The following is a 20,512-nucleotide window of genomic DNA, read 5'->3' on the forward strand; positions in this document are numbered from 1 at the left end:
GAGATAACGATGAAATGGGCTACACGGGTAACTGAATTATTACAAATAAAATATCCTATTATTCAAGGGGGACTTGCCTATTTAGCCTATGCAGATCTTGCGGCTGCGGTTTCAAATGCAGGGGGATTAGGCCAAATTACCGCTATGAGTCTCCCGGATGCAGATGCCTTGCGCTCGGAAATTGAGCGTGCGCGTACCCTGACGAACCAGCCCTTTGGTGTCAATTTTGCTATTGGCAACCATAATATTAATTATAGGGATCGGGTCCAGACAGCTATTGATGAGCAGGTCCACGCTGTGACGATCACTGGTGGAGATCCTTCAGCGATACTAGAGATGATGCAACCCACGGCTATTAAAACACTGGTGCTCGTTTCCTCACGAAGACAAGCACAAAAGGCGGAACAGCTGGGCGCATCGGCGGTGATTGTTGTCGGGCAGGAAGGCGGCGGGCACTTAGGGCGTGATGATGTTGGAACGCTGGTGCTTGTCCCGCAAGTGGTCGATGCTGTTCAAATTCCCGTCGTTGCCTCAGGTGGAATTGGGGATGGCCGGGGCTGGATGGCTGCCCATGCTCTTGGTGCTGAAGGTATTGAAATGGGGACACGCTTTATCGCCACTCAGGAATGTGTGGACGCCTCCGCCTCTTACAAAAAAGCCTTGATTGAGAGCTCAGAGGCGGATACAACAGTGATCAAACGTTCCATCCATTCACCGGCCAGGGTATTGCGAAGTGCCTACACGGAGAAAATTCTCGAAATAGAGCGCGTAACCCCCACCTATGAAGCATTAAAAGAATATATTAGCGGTGAAGCCAACAAACGCTGGATTTATGAGGATTGTGAAGAAGAGGGGTTCGGTTGGGCAGGTCAAGTGACCGGCATGATCCATGATATCCCAACCGTCGCCGAGTTGATCAATAGAATGGTCCAAGAGGCGGAGAAGGTACGCGGAAAATGGGGAAGTTAGCGTCCACGGAAAGTCCGGCGCAAGTCCTCGGTCCATTTGTCCGGGATTTCCCAGGGGATAAAATGTCCACCTTCTGCATGGGCTGTGATATTGACATGGTTATACCAGGGAGCGCGATCGCTGTCCAGGAAGTTCTGTACGCGGTTTTCGGTTGTGATCCCTGGCGGATTTTCGTAGCCCACGAAGCTAATACCGGTTGGTGCCTCAATGACAGGCCAGCGATCATGAGCGGGTGTCCACGGATAGCGGTTGGCGTTGGCGTAGACGCGAATTGAGGTTTCGATGGCGTTGTTAACCCAGTAGATTGTTGCGTGTGTAAGGATGTCGTCCTTGGAAAAAACATTCTCGACGTTGCCTTTATTATCACTCCATCTTGCCCAGCGTTCCAAGATCCATGCGAGCATGCCCGCGGGCGAATCGCTTAGTCCAAAGGCGAGGGTGGCGGGATCAAGGACATGTACGGCGAGATGCGATGCGAAACGGCGATCCAGATTTAGAATCCCCTTCCTGATATCTTCAGGGATATCGCCGGGTATAGGGCGGCCTCCTGCGTAATCCCAAGCGCGCTCCCCGTTGAAGAAGTTAAGTTTCAGCGCTGACCCGATGTGTATCGCATAGAGCTCATCTGGATATTTATGTCCCAGTTGACCTGTCACGAGAGCGCCTACATCGCATCCTCCTGCAGCGTATTTAGTATAGCCGAGGATCTCTGTCATGAGTGTATGCCGGAGATCGGCAATTTTCCAAAAGTTCATATCCGGGTTGTCCGGCAGTGGCGTCGAAAATCCGAAACCGGGAAGTGAGGGGACGATTACGTCAAAGGCTTCGGCTGGATCGCCTCCGAAGGCGCCAGGATCCGCAAGTTGATCAATGACCTTGGACCAGTGCCAGAATGTCCAGGGCCAGCCATGAGACAAAATTAAGGGTGTAGGGTTTGGTCCTACGCCTGGTTTACGCATAAAGTGCACAGAAACTCCCTCAATGTCTACTTTATAATGTTCATAGACGTTGATCGCTTTCTCGGCTTTGCGCCAGTCAAACTCGTGAATCCAGTAATCAACGAGTCCCTCAAGATAGTTCCGGTTTACCCCGTAAAACCAGTCATCATTACCGGCGTCTAAAGGCCATCTCGTAGACTTCAGACGAGATAGAATGAACTTAATAACTACACAAAAAGGTAAAAGTAGCGGAGGGGGATTTTGGAACTGTAGGAGCGATAGCGACCGCCTTTGTCACCGGATTTCCACCGCAAATAGCGGGTTAAATCAAGAAATTCTTACGACAACAGCGGCCGGAAGTCCAAATATTCACCGTAGTTACGTCCTAGCCAAAATGGGAAAATTTTAAATTCAATCTATATGGCTTCCTAATATCCACTATTGAGGTGAAGATCCATGAAGCAACCAGAGATAAGAAAAGCCGCCGTCAAAGATGGCATAACCGTATCAAAGATTATTACTGAATCATTTAAAAGACGAACCGAATTACTTCAGGTATCAGAAACAGAATATCCCAATCATGTTGCGTTTGAAACGGAAAGGATGGCAATAACCAGAATTAACAATTCAACGGTTAAAATTTTATTTGTGTATGATGAACCAATAGGGATCATAGGCACCCGGCAGGAAGGAGAGATTGGAATTATTGATAGATTGGCTATCCTCCCATCCTACAGAGGTGAAAATTACGGAAGGTTATTATTAGAGCATTCAGAAAATGAATTATTTAACAACGATTGTACAGAAATACATATTTCCTTAGTTGCCAGCTATCAAAATTTAAGGAGGTTTTATGTTGAACACGGGTATACCTGCATAAGTTCAACAACTCTATCAGGCTTGCCCTGTGAAGTGCTTTCATTACGAAAATATAAAAGATGAGTTGAGCTGAGAATGGACCATGGTGCATCACCGGGAAGAGAAGAAGGCCGATACAGAAGCCTTTATACAATTTCTCCAGGATCTTCTCTCTGCCTATTCGAATAGAAAAAACGCCTTAGAATCTTAATTGTGGTCTATATAGTTGCGATATACCACAGCATATGATATTTTTGTATGAAAATAACAGGACTTTGTACACGCTCTAAAGTTCACCTTGTAATGTTAATATCTACAAGAGGTTAAGATTGTTTTTAACTATTGTTTAAATTAGGGATAGGCCAGCAAACGACCACCCTGGAAATGAAGTTAGGCTGTTTCTCTAACATTATTAAGAAAGCGCTTACACATCTTATGAAAGGAGAAAAATGAATGCGGGAAAAAATCATAATCATTGATGATGATACTGAAACTCGCAAAATATTGGTTCAATCCTTACTAGAGCATGGATATGAAGCTGTTGGATATCCTCACAGCGGACAAGCATTGGTAAGCTTCATTCATTCTCACGATCCTGATTTAATTATTCTTGACCTGTCAATGCCAGGAGCGGGCGGCTTGAACTTATGCACGGAATTGCGCAAATTCAGCGATAAACCAGTCCTTTTTACAAGTCATCATACCGAAGATTATCTCAGAATTGAAGCCTTGAACCGGGGGGCAGATGAATTTATTGCCAAACCCTCCAGCTTTGAGGTATTGCTCGCCCGGATCAGAGCACACCTCCGCAGGTATAAACGGGCTTTCCCTGTTAATCAACGTCATTTAATTGTTTATCCAGGCCTGCAGATCGATCCTACTACCCACACAGTAATGGTCTATGGCAAGGAAGTCTTCTTATCCTCTAAAGAATTCCGACTCCTTGTTGTTCTGGCAAAGAACCCGAATCGCGTATTCCACACCGAAACCTTATATGATCTTATTTGGAAAGACATTAAGCATGGGGACATACGAACTGTCATGGTCCATATTTATAAATTGCGGCAAAAAATTGAAAAAAACCCGAGTGAACCGCTATATATTCATACTGTCAGAGGTGCCGGCTATAAATTTAACGGATCGGTTTCACTATTGATGGAATCCATGGATGCGTAGTATTAAAACACCGTTTATCGAATAATCTAAGACTTTGCTAAAAAAACTTATTTCATTACTTTAACTAGACTTTAACATACGTTGGTAAGATGGACTTGGATGCAAACGATTGCAGTCCGCAAAAAACCAGCTTTTTAGCAGTATATACCTTGCTGGTTTACGGATCACATACTCGTTTTCATACCAAAGGGTACAGGAGGAGAAAAAAGCTAATGGTGAAAAAGAGTTGCAAAGTTTTACTAAGCATGATGCTGCTCTGCTCAATGCTGTGGAGCGTTACAGTATTGCCAGCGGGCCAAGCAACAGCGGCCACAGTGAACCCGACAGCACCGTCCGCAGCAGCGTCTGCAACAACCAGCAACGCGCCGGTTAATAACACGATGATGCAGTTTTTCGAATGGAATACACCTAAGGATGGTGGACATTGGAACCATCTTGCTGCCGAAGCAGCTAATCTGAGCGATGTGGGGATCACGGCAATCTGGATACCGCCAGCTTATAAAGGCCATGTAGGAACCGATGATGTTGGTTATGGCGTTTACGATTTCTATGATTTGGGTGAATTTAACCAGAAAGGAACCGTACGTACCAAATATGGTACGAAAGCTGAACTGAAATCGGCGATCAGCTCGCTTCACAACAACAATGTTCAAGTCTACGGCGATATCGTTGTCAACCATATGTTGGGCGGCGATCAAAGCGAGAACCTTAAAGTGACACAAGTACAGGGCAACAACCGCAACCAGACGATTGGCGAGTTCAATACAAACGTTTGGACAAAATACAATTTTGATGGCCGCAACAATGCCTATTCCAATTTCAAATGGAATTGGACGCATTTTGACGGTTCAGGTGACTACGATAAAATTTACCGCTTTCCAGACAAAGCATGGGATTGGGAAGTTAGTACCGAGAACGGTAACTATGACTACCTGATGGGTACCGACATTGACTATGACAACACTGCAGTTGCAGATGAAATAAAAAAATGGGGCGTATGGTATGTCAACGAAATGGGTCTGGATGGTTACAGACTAGATGCTGTTAAACATATCAAATACGGCTTCATGAAGGAGTTTGTAGAAAATGCCCGTGCCAAAACAGGCAAAGAGTTGTTCACTGTCGGTGAATTTATCGGTGGTACAGCTGAATTGAACTCCTACCTGGGCAAAGTGAATCAAAGCATGTCCTTATTTGATTTCCCGCTCCGCAACAACTTTGCGACAGCTTCCAGTTCCAACGGAGGTTATAGCATGCGCAACCTGGCCAGCGGAACATTGACGGGAACAAATTCGGGTAAATCCGTTACTTTCATTGAAAATCATGATACGCAGCCTGACCGTTCAGATGCTCATGGCGCACAGGTTCTTGATTGGTTTAAACCGCTAGCTTATGCGTACACTCTGACACGACAGGAAGGTTATCCTTCAGTATTCTATGGTGACTACTATGGAACCAGAAGCAGCAACACTGCTGGTCCTGGAACAGGAAAAATTAAATCGCTTAAGAGCAAGCTTGATCCGCTTCTGAAAGCACGCAAGGATTACGCTTACGGTAAACAAAACGACTATCTTGATAGTGATGACATGATCGGCTGGACTCGTGAAGGTTTGGCTTCCAAACCAAACTCCGGATTGGCAACGGTCATGACAGACCGTGCCGGCGGATCGAAAACGATGTATGTGGGAACAAGCCACGCCGGTGAACAATGGAAAGATATCACAGGCAACTTCTCTGATAAGGTAACTATCAGCCCCAACGGTAATGGTACATTCAAGGTTAAAGACGGTTCTGTATCGGTATGGGTACCAGATGTGGCAACTCCAACCGATCAAGCCCCTACAGTACCAACAAATGTACAAGGAACAGCAGTAGGCACTACATCTGTAAATCTGAGTTGGACAGCATCTACTGACGACAAGGGAGTAGCTAAATACGAGGTTTATCGTGACAGCGCTCTCATCGGTGAATCCACCAGCACTACTTACAACGATTCAACAGTAGCAGCCAACAAGACCTACGCCTATACGGTTAAGTCTGTAGATACAATCGGACAGAAATCAGCATACAGTGTTCCTGCTGTCTTGAAAATCGGCAACGGTGGACAGCAGCAGCAAGAAGCAAGCCTATTCAGTTGGGACAATGCAAACGTTTACTTCGTCATGACAGACCGTTTCAATAACGGCAATACCAGCAATGACGGCGCTTATGGCAGACCTAAGACTGATGCATGGGGCTCGAATGTGGGTACATTCCACGGTGGAGATATTAAAGGTTTGACCAAGAAGCTGGAAGAAGGCTATTTCACAGATTTGGGTACAAATGCAATTTGGATCTCAGCTCCTTGGGAACAAATGCACGGCTGGGTAGGCGGTAAAGACGGTGACTTTGCTCACTATGGCTACCATGGCTACTATGCACTTGATTTCACTGCGATGGACAAGAGCATGGGTACCATTGATGAAATGCGCGAGTTCGTTGACCTCGCTCATACCAAAGGAATTCGTGTTGTCCTTGATGTGGTTATGAACCATGTCGCTTATCCGACACTTGTGGATATGGCGGAATACGGATACGGTGACCGCGGCGGACTCGCCGGAAACTGGACTCCGGATAAAGGCCAAGGCCAGAACTGGCACACGCACAACAACATTATGAACACAAATAATTCCAGTGCATGGGCTTCCTGGTGGGGCAGCAGTTGGATTCGCGCCAACACTATTGCGGGTTATGATCAATGCGGCAGCAACGATCAGACGCTGTGTGTAGGGTTCCTGCCTGATATCAAGACCGAATCCACTAGTGGTACCAGTTTGCCGCCGCTACTGAAGACGAAGTTCAACAAAGAAACAAGCGGTTACGACAACTGGATCGTTCCGGCTGCCAAGCAATACCGCAAAGATCTGAATGTCGCCCCTAAGGATTACATGATCAAATGGCTGTCTTCATGGGTCGAAGAATTCGGAGTTGATGGTTTCCGTATTGATACTGCGAAGCATGTTCAAGCAGACAAATGGAAAGAACTCAAGACAAGCGCAAGTAGTGCGCTTGCGAAATGGAGACAGAATAACCCGTCGAAACCGGGAGCAGATTGGACAGATAACTTCTGGATGACCGGGGAAGTTTGGGGTCAAGGCCTTGGAAGAGACAGCACTTATTTCGATAACGGGTTTGATTCCTTAATCAACTTTTCTTTCCAAGGTGCGAATATGAGTGACCTGGAAGGCCTTTTCTCCCGATATGCAAGTGAATTAAATGGAGATCTGCCTAACTATAATATGCTCAGCTATCTTTCTTCCCACGATAAAGGGTTGTACACCCGTGGAGGCTTGATTCAGGCAGGCACCGCGCTTCTGCTTCTTCCGGGCGGAGTGCAGACGTACTATGGAGATGAAACGGCAAGACCGTTCGGGGCTACTGGCTCTGACCCGTATCAGGGTACGCGCTCATTCATGAACTGGAGCGGCATTAACCAAGGTGTTCTGTCACACTGGCAGAAGATTGGGCAATTCAGAAACAATCACATTGCAGTAGGTGCAGGAACTCATAAGAAAATTGCAGACAGCCCGTATACGTTCTCACGCACCTATGAGGAGGATGATGTTCTGGATAAAGTAGTCGTGGCTACAGGAGCTTCCGGAACTGTGGATGTGAATGTATCCGGCATCTTCCCGGATGGCACTACGGTACGCGATACTTACACGCAGAACGAAGTGGTTGTAAGCGGAGGCAAGGCCAAGTTCACCGCTGGAACCAACGGCGTTATTCTGATTGAAAATGTTGGCGTAAACAAAAAGTTCCCGGTTCTGACGGCCTCACCAGCAGGCGGTAAATTCAAAACCGAAACTACCTCTGTAACGCTTTCGATCAAGAATGCGGACAGCGGCAAGTACACGCTGGATGGCAGTGATCCGGTTAACGGAACTGCATTTACCAGTGGAACAACAATCACAATTGGCGCAGACATGGCCATTAATGACAAGAAAACACTGAAGATGTACGCCACGAATGAAAATGGCGAAGGTACGGCGTCGCACGATTTTACTAAGGGTGATCCTAACGCCAAGCTGGAAGTTTACCTCAAGAAACCGGCTGGATGGGGAACACCTTCCATTTACTTCTACGACACAGCACCTAAGGACAATGACCCAACCTGGGCTACAGCTCCAGCTATGACAAGCGCTGGCGGAGACTGGTATGTCTACAGCTTCGACAAAGCTGAACAAGCTACAATTATCTTTAAAGACAGCACAGGCAAACAAGTGCCTGCTCAGAACCAAGCTGGATTCGCCAGAACAGCAACAGGCTGGTATGACGGAAGCGCTTGGTCCGATACAGATCCGCGTGTTGTGACTAAACCGACGGCACCGTCGAACCTGGTTAGTTCTGTAAAGACAGACAAGACAGTAACATTGACTTGGAATGCGTCCGCTGACAGCTCCGGAATTGCCGGATACGACGTATACCGCAACAATGTGAAGGTTGGATCGTCTACAGCAGCAACTTATAAGGATACAGGCTTGACTGCTGAAACAACGTATACCTATAAAGTTACTGCCAGAAGTCAATCCGGCGGAACCTCCGATCCAAGTAACGAGTTCAGCGTTAAGACCAATCCGCCTGAACAAGGCACAGACAACACCGTTACGGTTTACTACAAAAAGGGATACGCAACTCCCTACATTCACTACCGCGCTGAAGGTGGCAACTGGACAGCCAGTCCTGGTGTGAAGATGGAGGATTCTGTAATTCCGGGATATGCTGTGCACACGATTGACCTGGGAACCTCATTGGCAACACGAGCAGAGGCAGCATTCAACAATGGCAGCGGTCAATGGGACAGCAACAATCAAAAGAACTATTTCTTCAATATAGGCGACAATACCTATGACACAGGTAAAGTGACCGCTGGTAAACCGGAAGGTCCAAAGCCAGGAAATAAGGTTACCGTCTACTACAAAGAGGGCTGGACAAATGTAAACATTCATTATCGCGCCGAGGGTGGTACCTGGACATCCGTTCCAGGTGTGAAGATGGAGAATGATTCGTTGAACCCTGGCTACAAAAAAATAACTGTTGATATTGGAACCGCTAGCCGTCTGGAAGCTTGTTTCAATAACGGAAGCAATGTTTGGGACACCAACAATCAGAAGAACTACTTCTTCAACGCAGGCGACAATATTTACATTCCTGGCAACAATAATGCTGCAGGACAAGTGAAGCTTGGGGAGAAACCGGTGGGAGTAGATACGATTGCTCCTTCAGTTCCAGCTAACCTGGCTGGCAATCTCAGCAGTGGAACTCCTAAGACGATCACCTTGACTTGGAGTGCCTCTACTGACAATGTTGGCGTAGCAGATTATCAAATTACCCGTAAGGCTGGTACAAGCACGGAGACATTTACGGTGAATGCAACAACTTTTATCGACAGCACGGTAACGGAAGGTACGACTTACAAGTACCAAGTCCGTGCTCGTGATGCTGCAAATAATTTCTCTGCTAACAGCAATGAAGTAACCGTTGAAACTTCAGCCGGAACCGATACAGAGGCGCCAAGCGTTCCAGCCAGTCTTATATCGACCGGCAAGACAACTTCAACGGTGAGTCTGTCCTGGGCAGCTTCAACAGATAATGTGGCTGTAGCAGGTTACGACATCTATCGTGGTGCAGTAAAAGCAGGAACATCAACAACTCCTGCATTCACAGACACCGGGTTAGCTGAAGAAACATCGTATACCTACACCATAAAAGCTTTCGATGCTGCAAATAACTTCTCAGCAGCAAGTGCTGAGCTTACAGTGGTCACATTGAAAGGAACGATCGTTATTCCTGGTGGTGACAAGCCCTATTCCACTAATCCTTCATTTGGTAAACGCGTAACTACTCCAATCACAATTGACGGAACTAACAGTGGTGAATGGACAGATGACATGCTGATTGCTATTGACATGGCCGGCGATGATCCGCGTACACTTGGCAGCAATTGGTCTCTTCATGAAGCGCCAATGGATCTTAGCCATCTGTGGGCAGCTTGGGACAACGAGTTCCTGTATCTGGCTTGGCAGTATGTAGATGTTACAGACATCGTTGATCCTGCTAATGCTGGTTCTGCAGGCGGTACACCGATCCGCTCCATGGATATGCCGCAGACGATTGCCATTGATACGATTCATGGTGCTGGCGCAACAAATGATATGTGGAAGAAGAATGGAAATCAGCCGCTCTGGGGCGGGCTGGATCTGCCTGATTATCAATTCAACATCGCTTCGAATATGTTCCACTCCGGTTACATTTCCAGAGCCGTAAACGGTGTGTTCCCTGTCGACGATGCTGGAGTGAACTATAAGACAGGCGCAGCAGCAGGTATTACCGTTAAATTTGCTAAAGGCAAAGGTTATTCATCCCTGTGGGGCGTGAAAGATGCTGATGATGTTAATGATTCAAGCAAGCTTGTAAACTTCATGGTACTTGGCCACGATCCAAATCGTGACACGCTCTATGAAGCGAAAATTCCTCTCAGCGCACTCGGAAATCCGGATATTGAAAATGCAGGTATCGGCGTAATGCTGCACCAAGGCGAGTACTCGCCAATGGACACCCTTCCCAATGATCCAGGGACTTCGAACACGCCAGGGGTTTCGGATTCCAACTCTCCTAAAGAGTGGGGCGACATCGATTTATTGACTGCACCATTCGCACGTATCGGCAGATAATAGCGGAAGGCCATCATTGAATTACACATTCCCCGCAACAACACAAAGAGGTCGGCCAGTTTTCTGGCTGACCTCTTTTCAATGAAACACTGTCAATGAACAACAAAAACATATAGCAATCTTTTGCACATTGATATTTCCATCTGTATAAGTTTCAGTAATGGAAAATCATTGGAATTCCAATAATATGTGAATCATAATGATTTGTCGTCATGAAACAAATGATGAATAATAATGAAATAAAAAAAGATATTTTAGTATATATTTCACTAAAAGCATTACTATATTCCGAGTTCATGTCGATAATAAGGTCAAGATAGGCGGATATTCATAATATTTTGCTAACTCAAGGTGAAAAAGTTGTTTTTTCACTTCACAAAACTTAATATCTATGATTAAATGATTATGAAACGATAGTAAATATTTATGAAACGTATTTCACTATGATTGCATCACGGTGATAAGCGTTCACAGCTTTTATAATACGGAAAGGGGGTGAATACAACTATTGCATCTGTATGTCATTCGACATGGACAGTCGACAATGAATATCGGGAAAGGGGGAGGTGCGGATTGTGAGCTGTCCGCTATAGGTTATTGGCAAGCCGAACAAATCCCATCCTTCTTCCGGAACATTAAAGTTAAGGTCATTTATTGTAGTCCACTTCGAAGAGCGATTTTATCAGCATTGCCTCTTGCGCGGTTCTGTAATTTGCCGGTAATTCTTGTTCCTGAAATGTCAGAGATGTTCCTGGAGCCTTGGACGTATTATCGGGATTACGAGTGGCAGAGTTGCGTTCAAATTGAAAGCGGTTACCAAAACGTGCGATTCATACATACACATGATGAAAGCAAGCGATGGTGGCCGGTATGGCCGGAAGTACCGAGCTCAGTCAGAGTAAGAGTTCAGTCCTTCTACGATGCTCATATTGCTCCGGAACTCGGGACGGACGAACATATTGTCGTATTTGGGCATGGGCAGTCCACAGCGGACTTGAAACAAATCGCCAACCCTGGCGACCTCATCCCAGTCTACAATGCGGGAATTGTACAGTTCGTTATGAATGCTGCTGGTAAATGCGAGTCTGCCGTAGTCCATACAGAGCATCTTGGGGTTCATGTGTCTGATTAAAACTGCAACAACAAACACAATAGATTGAAAGGGGTTTCACACAATGGAATTCAAAAAGGCAACATTACTGTTGACAGCACTTATTACAGCTTTTTCTGTTAGTGCATGTTCATCTAATAAAGACAATACGCCGACGTCAAGCGCAAGTCCTGCTGCTGCAAACAATACTCAAGGAGCTGCAGAAAACGTGGGGGAAGAGGGGCTTGCTCCTGAAGCTGGCGCAAAGTTAGTAGTCTGGGAAGCTAAAGATGAGAAACCTTTCCTTGATACGATTGCAAAAGAGTTTACAGCTAAATACAATATCCCGGTTGAATTCCAGGAAGTACCGTCAACTGAGCAACGTAAAAAATTGAAAACTGACGGCCCTGCAGGACTGGGCGCTGACGTTCTGGTTATGCCTCATAATACGCTTGGTGATGCAGTTGCTTCCGGGATTGTCCTTCCTAACGATTTCTACTCAGAAGATACAGTGGCTAATTATCCTGAAAAATTAGTTGATGCCGTATCACTGGACGGTATGATCTATGGTTACCCTCGTAACGTAGAAACGTACCTCTTGTACTACAATAAGAGCCTCGTGAAAGAGGAAGATCTCGCATCATGGGACAACATTATCAAATTTGCCAAGGGTTATAATGACGTAGCGAATAACAAGTTCGGCTTTATGTGGCAAGTGACCGATTTCTACTATAACTATTCATGGATTGCCGGAAGCGGCGGGTATGTTTTTGGTGCTAACGGCACAGATCCGACCGATATTGGTTTGAACAATGATGGAGCTGTTGAAGGCATGAAGTTTTTCCAAAGCCTGCGTGAGGCGCTGCCGATTAAAGGTGTAGATGCTACCGCAGACGTAAAAACGAACCTGTTCCAAACCGGTAAGCTGCCAATCAATATGGATGGCGTTTCCCAATTGAGCAACTTTACAACTGAAAAACTTGGATTTGAAGTAGGAGCTGTTCCGCTTCCTCCTATGCCAAATGGTAAAGCACCGATCAGCTTCTCAGGCGTTAAAGCCTATTATGTAAGCTCTTTCAGCCAATACCCTAACGCTGCGAAACTCTTCATTCATTTTGCCACTTCTGAAGCTGCTGCGAAGAAAAACTTTGAATTGACGGGTCTCATTCCTGCACGCAACGGCATGGATTCGGATCCGGCTATTGCAAACAATGAAGTTGCAAAGGCCTTCACCGAACAAATTAAAAACTCCCAGCCAATGCCGAACATTTTGCCTGCAACTCAAATTTGGGGACCATCGACTGCTTCACTGGAATTGATTTGGGATGGCGCAGATGTGAAGGAGACTTTAGACAAGTCTGTTGCTGATATTAAGGCCGGTATCGAACAACAAGGAAAGAAATAGATTTCGAAGCAGAATACAAAATTGGCAACTACCCGCTGAATAAGTGGGTATAAGATGAACTTGAGAATGAGGCGGCGGAATGGCTGGGAAGCCCTATACACCGGGTACTCAGCCATTTTAAAACGTAAGATTCTCAAGTTCACGTTCTATAATTGCTTCATTTAAAGGAGATGTGTCACTGAAGATGAACCAGAAAAGGAAGACGGCTACAATTCTCTCCGTTCTAGCAATGGGTTTAGGGCAAATCTATAATCGCCAATACATAAAGGGAATTCTGATGCTCCTATTATATGGTTGTGGATTATATTACATTATCTTTAACCTGAAAGAAGCATTATGGGGGATCTTTACCCTTGGAGAGAATGCGCAGCACTTAGAGCTTGTCGGTAAAATATATAAGATGGTTCCCGGAGATCATTCGATTTTCCTTATTGTTCAGGCCTTGATTGTCTTATTCGGACTTATTGTCTTTGTTTATATGTACATTGCGAACATTAAAGATGCATATAAAACAGGGAAGTCCCGTGAACAAGGGATTACACCCCATACATTCATAGAAACGGTACATTATATTAATCAGCATAAATTTCCACAGTTCATTATTGCTCTCCCGCTTGTATTTGTATTGTTCTTCACTGTATTGCCTCTAGTTTTCTCGGTAATGATTGCTTTTACGAATTACTCTTCGCCAAAGCATCTGCCTCCAGCCAATTTGATAGACTGGATTGGCTTCGATGCCTTTAAAGAACTGTTTACGTTAAGCAAATGGGCCAAGACATTTTATGGAGTATTCACTTGGAATGTCATCTGGGCAATACTTGCAACGCTATCCACATTTTTCGGGGGTTTTGCGGTAGCGCTGCTTGTACAGAATTCGCGTACCCGCCTGAAGCCTTTATGGCGCACAATCTATATCCTGCCATTTGCAATTCCGAGCTTTGTCTCCTATTTGGTTATGCGCAACATGTTTAACTCCCAGTTTGGTCCTATTAACCAGTATCTGAAATGGTTTGGTATACAGGGTCCGTCGTGGCTCTCGGATCCAACTTGGGCCAAGGCAACGGTTCTGCTGGTTAATCTATGGCATGGTTATCCTATATCTATGCTGCTCATTATCGGGATTCTGACCACCATCTCCAAAGAGCTGTATCAGGCTGCGGATGTTGATGGAGCATCGGCATTTCAACAGTTCAAAATGATCACCTTCCCAAGTGTCATGTTCTCGTTATCTCCGATTCTGATTGGTATGTTCGCTGGCAACGTGAACAGCTTCAGCGCTATATTCCTGTTGACTAACGGTAATCCGGCCAATAGTGAATATCAATTTGCAGGAAGCACGGACATTCTGATCACATGGTTGTATAACTTGACGATGAACCAAGGAAATTACAATTTCGCTTCCGTAATTGGAATCATTATATTTGTCATTCTGGCGACCTTGTCCATTTGGAATGTGCGTCGGACACGTTCGTTTACAGAGGAGGAGATTAACTGATGGTTAGTAAACTGAAACTCAAGAATATGTTCAGCACTGTAGTCCACCATATTCTGCTGGCAGTTATCGCCATTATAACCATCTACCCGGCAATATGGGTTGTGTTAGCCTCCTTTCGGCCAGGGACTGCGCTGTACAGCGAGCACCTGCTTCCTGATCGATTTACAATAGAGCATTACAAGGAACTGTTTAAATCATTCCCCTTTTCACAATGGTATGTGAACACACTGAAGATTGCTGTTATTTCAATGATTTGCAGTACTTTTTTTGTATTGCTGACGGGCTACGCGTTTTCACGGTTCCGTTTTAAGGGGCGGAAAACCTTAATGTCGGGGTTGTTCGTTCTGAATATGTTCCCATCCTTTATGAGTATGATTGCGGTCTATATTTTGCTCCTGAACATGAACTTGCTGAATACTCACTCTGCACTGATATTTGTATATTCCGCAGGGGCAGCTATGGGATATTTGCTCGTTAAGGGCTTTTTCGACACCATTCCAAGGAGCTTGGAAGAAGCGGCAAGAATAGACGGGGCCAACCATTGGATCGTATTCTTTAAAATATTTATGCCATTGTCCAAACCTTTGGTTGTGTACTTGGCTGTTACCTCGTTTGCGGCGGCATTTAACGACTTTATCTTCGCCCAAATGGTACTGCGTACCAAGGAGCAGCAAACACTCGCAGTGGGATTGTATAACATGGTAAATACTCAGTTTTCAACGCAGTTTACCATTTTTGCGGCAGGATGCGTATTGGTTGCATTGCCAATTACGATCGTATTTATGTGCTTCCAGCGCTTCTTGGTGGAGGGGCTGACTGCAGGGGCTGAAAAAGGATAACCGTTAAACCGTTTATTGAAGATTGGAGGAGAAGCAGTTGTTTGATTTGCATACACATCACGAACGATGCGGCCATGCTGTAGGTTTGCTGGAGCGATATATAGAGAACGCAATTTCAAAAGAAATAAAGATTCTTGGAATTTCGGATCATTCACCTTATTTTTTCTCGGAGGAGGACAGACCCTTTCCGGGACTGGCAATGGCCAAAAGTGAATTTATCAAATACGTAGAAGAAATTATCAGGTTGAAGAAGAAATACGAGGATCGCATTGAGCTGCTGATTGGCGTGGAATCGGATGTTTTCAAAGAGCACATCGATTTATATGGCCAAGTCTACAGCGGATTTCCTCTTGACTTTGTAATCGGATCGATCCACTTCACATCCCCATCTTGTATTATGAGAGGGCTGGACTGGAGTATCGCTTCCGAGGAAGAACGCGAGGCAGAATTCAGGCGGTTTATTGAACTCATACAGCTCACTGTTCAAAGCGAGTGGGTTAACATTATCGGACATATGGACAGGTTCAACCGGGGATATCAGTCATTTACTGATTTGTACAAGCCACATATCGCTCCTACGCTTAAAATGATGGCAGAACGGGGCGTGGCTATGGAAGTGAACACAGGCGGCTTCCGGACGGCTTTAGAGGACTGGTATCCAGCGATGGATGTGATTGAGCAAGCCCACTATTATGGGGTGGAAATTACATTTGGTTCGGATGCTCATAAGCCTGAGCGGGTCGGCAATGAATGGGAGCAGGTTCGTGACACACTGGAACATATAGGCTATAAACGATGGGTTATTTTTAGACAACGGAAGCCGTATTATTTAGATCTCAAATCCTAGAAATCTGGAGGAGTCCATGAAAAACAGAATGTCAGGTGCGAGATTGCTCGGCAGCCTTAAAAGATCGGTCGGAATAAAACTCTTTTTCATGTTTTTTTGCACTATAGTTGTACTGGTATCCATACTTGGAGTAGCTTCCTACACTGTCTCAAAGAATGTTATTAAGAAAAAGGTTGCTGCAGCCTCGTTGCAAACGGTTGTACAGGCGTCAGACAAGCTGGATTTTATGTTCGGGGTATATGAAGGCCTCTCAAGACAACTGCTGGTCGATCAAGATTTGTCCGGTCAACTGGTCTCCTTTAATAAACCGGATATTAATACGGCTGAGAAAACAGAGATATCGAATGCGGTAGTCGCGAACCTTAACAGCATCGTGGCTTCTGACCAAAAGTTGTTTTCCGTAAGGCTTGTGCCTAAGAATATGGATAAAACCAAGATTTTTTATTCCAAGGGCGCGAGTTCGCTCAACATAACGTCCAATAATAAAATATGGCTAGATAAAGTGGTCGAAGGCAATGGACAGGTCGTTTATATTCCTGTGCATAAGAAGGGTCTGTTTGAGCTGAATACAGAGCCCACCATGATGATCGGAAGATTGCTTAAAAATCTGAATAATAAAGATGCGGAATACATTCTCTTGCTGGAAGTTAAAGATCAAGCGTTAACCGATGTGCTGTCCAATGTAAATATCGCAGAATCGGGACAAATTATGATCCTTAATAACGACAATCATGTGGTTCATACCGAAGCTGCAGAACTGCTGGAAAGTGAGTCAGCCCTCAAAATTCCCGATAGCGAAACTGCCGAAGAAGGTTCTTTCTTTACCAAAGATGAGCAGGGCAACAGTCAGCTTGTGGTATACAAACAGACCGGATTGTCTAAATGGAAGATGGTAGGCTCTGCTCCGGTCAGTGAACTGGTTAAAGAAACCAAAAACATTATCCAAATCACGATGATTATCGCCATACTCTCTGCTCTTGTAAGCATTGGTATTGGATTGATTATGATACGGATGGTAGCTAAACCGCTGGTTAAACTCTCATCCTTGATGGAAGAAGGGGAAAAAGGGAATCTGTCCGTGCGTACGAATTTTAAGGGACAGGACGAAATTGGCCGACTGGGACAAAGCTTTAACCAAATGATGGGACAAATTTCCCTGCTGGTGGAGAAAACCAATGATTCCGCGCAACATGTATTGCAAACAGCATTTGAGTTGTCTGAAGTTTCCCAGAACACTTCCACGATGGCGAAAGAGGTCGCTGTGGCAGTCGAGGAAATTGCACAAGGGGCAATGGGGCTTTCGATGGAAGCAGAGAACGGGATGAATTACGCTGACAACATCGGGATGAATATGAATAAAGTGATTGATATCAATTCAAAGATGGAAGGCTCGGCTGATCGGGTGTATCAAATCAGTAATGAGGGAACCGGGTATATGGGTGATCTCATCACAAAAACGAATTCGACTGAAGAATTGACCAGATCCATGATAGGTAAAGTGGATAAGCTCAAAGACAGCACAAGCTCGATTCGAAAAATTCTGGAAGTGCTCACAACAATGGCCCAGCAGACGAATATTCTGTCCTTGAATGCGTCAATAGAGGCGGTCAGAGCTGGTGCGGCAGGGAAAGGATTTATGGTCATCGCGGATGAGATACGAAAACTTTCGGATCAATCCAAAGTATCGATAAGCGTTGTTCAGGACATTACAAACGATATTCAAAAGGAAGTTGAGGAAACGGTTGATTTATTGCTTACGGCTTCTCCGTTGTTAACCGAGCAAATTCGCTCGGTCAAGGAAGCCTCAACTATCTTTGACAGCGTTCGCGAGGAGATGGGCTTGTTTATCCAGGAAAGTGCATCATCAACGGCTTCCATCAGGGAGCTGAATCAATCACAGCTTATATTATCCGAATCAATAAGCAATGTAAGCGCAGTGGCTGAACAATCATCCGCAGCCTCGGAAGAAGTAGCTTCTATAGCGACCGAGCAATTAAAAATTAGTGAGAAGCTGGTATTCCTTTCCGACAAATTGGAGAATTTGTCAGAGACGCTTAAAGAATCCCTGGTTCAATTCCATACGAATAGGGGAGAGTGAATACGAAGGGAAGTGGAAGTGAATGGGTAGCGCAAGCTCAGCTATATGGCACATCAGCTATTGGGATATGACGCTGCGAATTCTGATGGCCTTATTACTGGGCGGATTGATCGGATTTGAACGGGAAGTCAATAACCATGCGGCCGGATTCCGGACCCACATTCTCGTTTGCGTCGGTTCTGCAACAATTATGTTGTTGTCTATCTATGGATTCAGTGATTTCGCGGATCAGCCCTATGTCAGAATGGATCCTGCACGGTTAGCGGCTCAGGTCATTACAGGTATCGGATTTCTAGGTGCAGGAGCAATTATTCGCACGGGTTCGTATGTTTCCGGTTTGACTACAGCGGCTTCCATCTGGGTTGTGGCAGGCATCGGCCTCTGTGCCGGTGCAGGGTTTTATTTCGGAGCTGTTCTGGCTGCATTTCTTGTACTCGTCAGCTTGTTTGTATTCAATAAGTGGGAGAAATACATGCTGCGTAAATATCGAAAATATGAAATGAACATCAAAATGTATAATAGACAAGACATATTAGCACAAATTGTGGCCGAATTAGGGACCCAAGAGATACAAATTTCTGAAATGCTGGTTCAATCCAACCAAAAGAAGGAAGAAAATCAGCAGCAGACAGTCCATGTACGCTTAAATGTCAAACTGACCCGCGGGGATAAAATTATGAGTGCGGTTAATAGAATCTTCACATTTGAAGATGTACTGTCGGTTGAAATACCTAATTTTTCCAACCTTTCAAAAGAAACCGTTGATTGGGGTGAATCAACAAAGAGAAAACTGGATTTAAACTGAATATTCATAGTAGAATAAACAGATAGGGAATGTTGTTATAGAAAAAAGTTCTCTCATTTTTCGGGGGTGGTTGAAATCACTACTATAAAAGACGTAGCTCTCCTAGCGGGTGTATCGCCCGCGACTGTTTCCAGAGTGATTACCCAAAAGGGCAATATCGCTAGCGAGACCAGGGCTAAGGTTTTCTCTGCTATGGAGCAAATAAATTATGTGCCGGTACAATCTCAATTACAGAATAAATCCGGAACGATAGGCTTCTCGATTGCAAGAGATCCTAAGGACATGCTCGAGAATCTATTTTTTAGCGATGTGTTGTGCGGAATTTCGAATGCGGCGAAAAAGTTAGATTATAACGTACAGTTCTCGCTTTACTATAATGTTGAAGAACAAATCGAGAAGTCGATTCAATTGTTTAAGAAGAACCAGGTAAAGGGATTTATCTTTACAAGCGTGAGGTCTTCGGATAAGGATTTATTGTTAAATAGTATGCAGGAGAACAATATTCCTTTTGTCATGATCGGGAGCAGTCTGAACCACAATGTATTTTCCGTACACAACGACAATATCCGTGACAGTTATATGGCGACCCGATACTTGCTTGATAAAGGATACCGCAATATTTTGTTTCTGACGGCGAACGTGAAGCAGGATTTCACTTACGATCGTATTCACGGCTATCAGAGAGCTATTGAAGAGAGTGTGGAAGAGGCTTCTACGAACATCGTATACTCCAGTAACGAAGAGGCAGACATAACGAATGCGCTGGACAAAGTTCTCGGAGAAGGGACCAGCTTCGATGCGATCCTGACGATGGAACCTATTGTGTCTCTAATCGCGACGAAATATTGTCAACGCAAGCAGATGAGAGTGCCGGAAGACGTCGGTATGCTTACCTTCAATGATGCAGCCTATTTGGATAAAGTGTCGCCATCAATTACCGGCTTGAACCTCAATCCATCAGTGCTTGGAGCCGAAGCATTCCAGCTCGTATATGAGTTGATATATACTAATTCGCCAGCCTTAGTACACAAGAGTGTAACAATTCCCTCGGAAATTATCGAACGGGAGTCCACGAATCGTATTGTTGTTTAGATCGCTGTTCTATCACTACAAAAAATGAAGCACCTTGCTTGCAGAATTTTTATATTCTGTGAGCAGGGTGCTTCTTTAGTTCAAATATAAGCGTACTATGTCAACAAGCTAAAACTGACTATAAAAGCAACTCAAACACACCTAACTCTTTGTTTTCCAAAAAATAGTTAGCAACTGACGAAGAGCG

The 20,512-nt window shown here is 45.0% G+C and carries 13 protein-coding genes and 1 pseudogene; 13 read left to right on the top strand and 1 reads right to left on the bottom strand.

Annotation, left to right across the window (positions count from 1 at the left end):
* Positions 1-9: 9 nt before the first annotated feature.
* A complete protein-coding gene (locus tag ACAN56_RS33880) occupies positions 10-969 on the top strand; it encodes an NAD(P)H-dependent flavin oxidoreductase (RefSeq protein WP_379148304.1) in 960 nt (319 codons plus the stop codon).
* Here the strand turns inward: ACAN56_RS33880 and ACAN56_RS33885 are convergent.
* Positions 966-2,132, bottom strand: coding sequence for an epoxide hydrolase family protein (locus ACAN56_RS33885; RefSeq protein WP_379148328.1), 1,167 nt, complete (start codon positions 2,130-2,132; stop codon positions 966-968). The genes ACAN56_RS33880 and ACAN56_RS33885 overlap by 4 nt on opposite strands.
* Positions 2,133-2,363: 231 nt before the next feature.
* On the opposite strand from ACAN56_RS33885, the gene ACAN56_RS33890 reads away from it, so the two are divergent.
* From ACAN56_RS33890 to ACAN56_RS33945, 12 genes and pseudogenes are all read left to right on the top strand, one after another.
* A complete protein-coding gene (locus ACAN56_RS33890) occupies positions 2,364-2,849 on the top strand; it encodes a GNAT family N-acetyltransferase (RefSeq protein WP_379148306.1) in 486 nt (161 codons plus the stop codon).
* Positions 2,850-3,218: 369 nt separating this feature from the next.
* Positions 3,219-3,941 (top strand): response regulator transcription factor, encoded by a 723-nt coding sequence (locus ACAN56_RS33895; RefSeq protein WP_076111967.1) that lies wholly within the window; start codon positions 3,219-3,221, stop codon positions 3,939-3,941.
* A 212-nt stretch (positions 3,942-4,153) separates the two neighbouring features.
* Positions 4,154-5,755: pseudogene (locus tag ACAN56_RS33900) on the top strand (alpha-amylase); the annotation flags it as partial.
* 348 nt (positions 5,756-6,103) lie between these two features.
* Complete coding sequence (locus ACAN56_RS33905) at positions 6,104-10,654, top strand: carbohydrate binding domain-containing protein (protein ID WP_379148332.1); 4,551 nt, start codon at positions 6,104-6,106, stop codon at positions 10,652-10,654.
* Positions 10,655-11,198: 544 nt separating this feature from the next.
* Complete coding sequence (locus ACAN56_RS33910; protein ID WP_231578267.1) at positions 11,199-11,786, top strand: histidine phosphatase family protein; 588 nt, start codon at positions 11,199-11,201, stop codon at positions 11,784-11,786.
* 43 nt (positions 11,787-11,829) lie between these two features.
* Positions 11,830-13,149 (top strand): sugar ABC transporter substrate-binding protein, encoded by a 1,320-nt coding sequence (locus tag ACAN56_RS33915; protein WP_379148311.1) that lies wholly within the window; start codon positions 11,830-11,832, stop codon positions 13,147-13,149.
* Positions 13,150-13,333: 184 nt separating this feature from the next.
* Positions 13,334-14,644, top strand: a complete 1,311-nt coding sequence (locus ACAN56_RS33920) for a sugar ABC transporter permease (protein ID WP_038591818.1) — start codon at positions 13,334-13,336, stop codon at positions 14,642-14,644.
* A complete protein-coding gene (locus tag ACAN56_RS33925; protein ID WP_081965828.1) occupies positions 14,644-15,483 on the top strand; it encodes a sugar ABC transporter permease in 840 nt (279 codons plus the stop codon). The genes ACAN56_RS33920 and ACAN56_RS33925 overlap by 1 nt, the downstream gene beginning before the upstream one ends.
* A 37-nt stretch (positions 15,484-15,520) precedes the next feature.
* Positions 15,521-16,330 carry a histidinol-phosphatase gene (locus tag ACAN56_RS33930; RefSeq protein WP_379148315.1) on the top strand — a complete coding sequence of 270 codons (810 nt, stop codon included), beginning with the start codon at positions 15,521-15,523 and terminating at the stop codon, positions 16,328-16,330.
* Between the two features lie 16 nt (positions 16,331-16,346).
* Positions 16,347-18,428: a methyl-accepting chemotaxis protein gene (locus tag ACAN56_RS33935; RefSeq protein WP_379148318.1), complete on the top strand. Its 2,082-nt coding sequence runs from the start codon at positions 16,347-16,349 to the stop codon at positions 18,426-18,428.
* 22 nt (positions 18,429-18,450) lie between these two features.
* Positions 18,451-19,233, top strand: coding sequence for an MgtC/SapB family protein (locus tag ACAN56_RS33940; protein WP_052092077.1), 783 nt, complete (start codon positions 18,451-18,453; stop codon positions 19,231-19,233).
* 66 nt (positions 19,234-19,299) lie between these two features.
* Entirely contained in the window at positions 19,300-20,325 is a 1,026-nt protein-coding gene (locus ACAN56_RS33945) for a LacI family DNA-binding transcriptional regulator (RefSeq protein ID WP_081965829.1), read from the top strand.
* The last annotated feature ends 187 nt before the right edge of the window (positions 20,326-20,512 follow it).

The organism is Paenibacillus paludis, assembly GCF_042610515.1.
In the GTDB taxonomy this organism is placed as follows: Bacteria; Bacillota; Bacilli; order Paenibacillales; family Paenibacillaceae; genus Paenibacillus_AQ.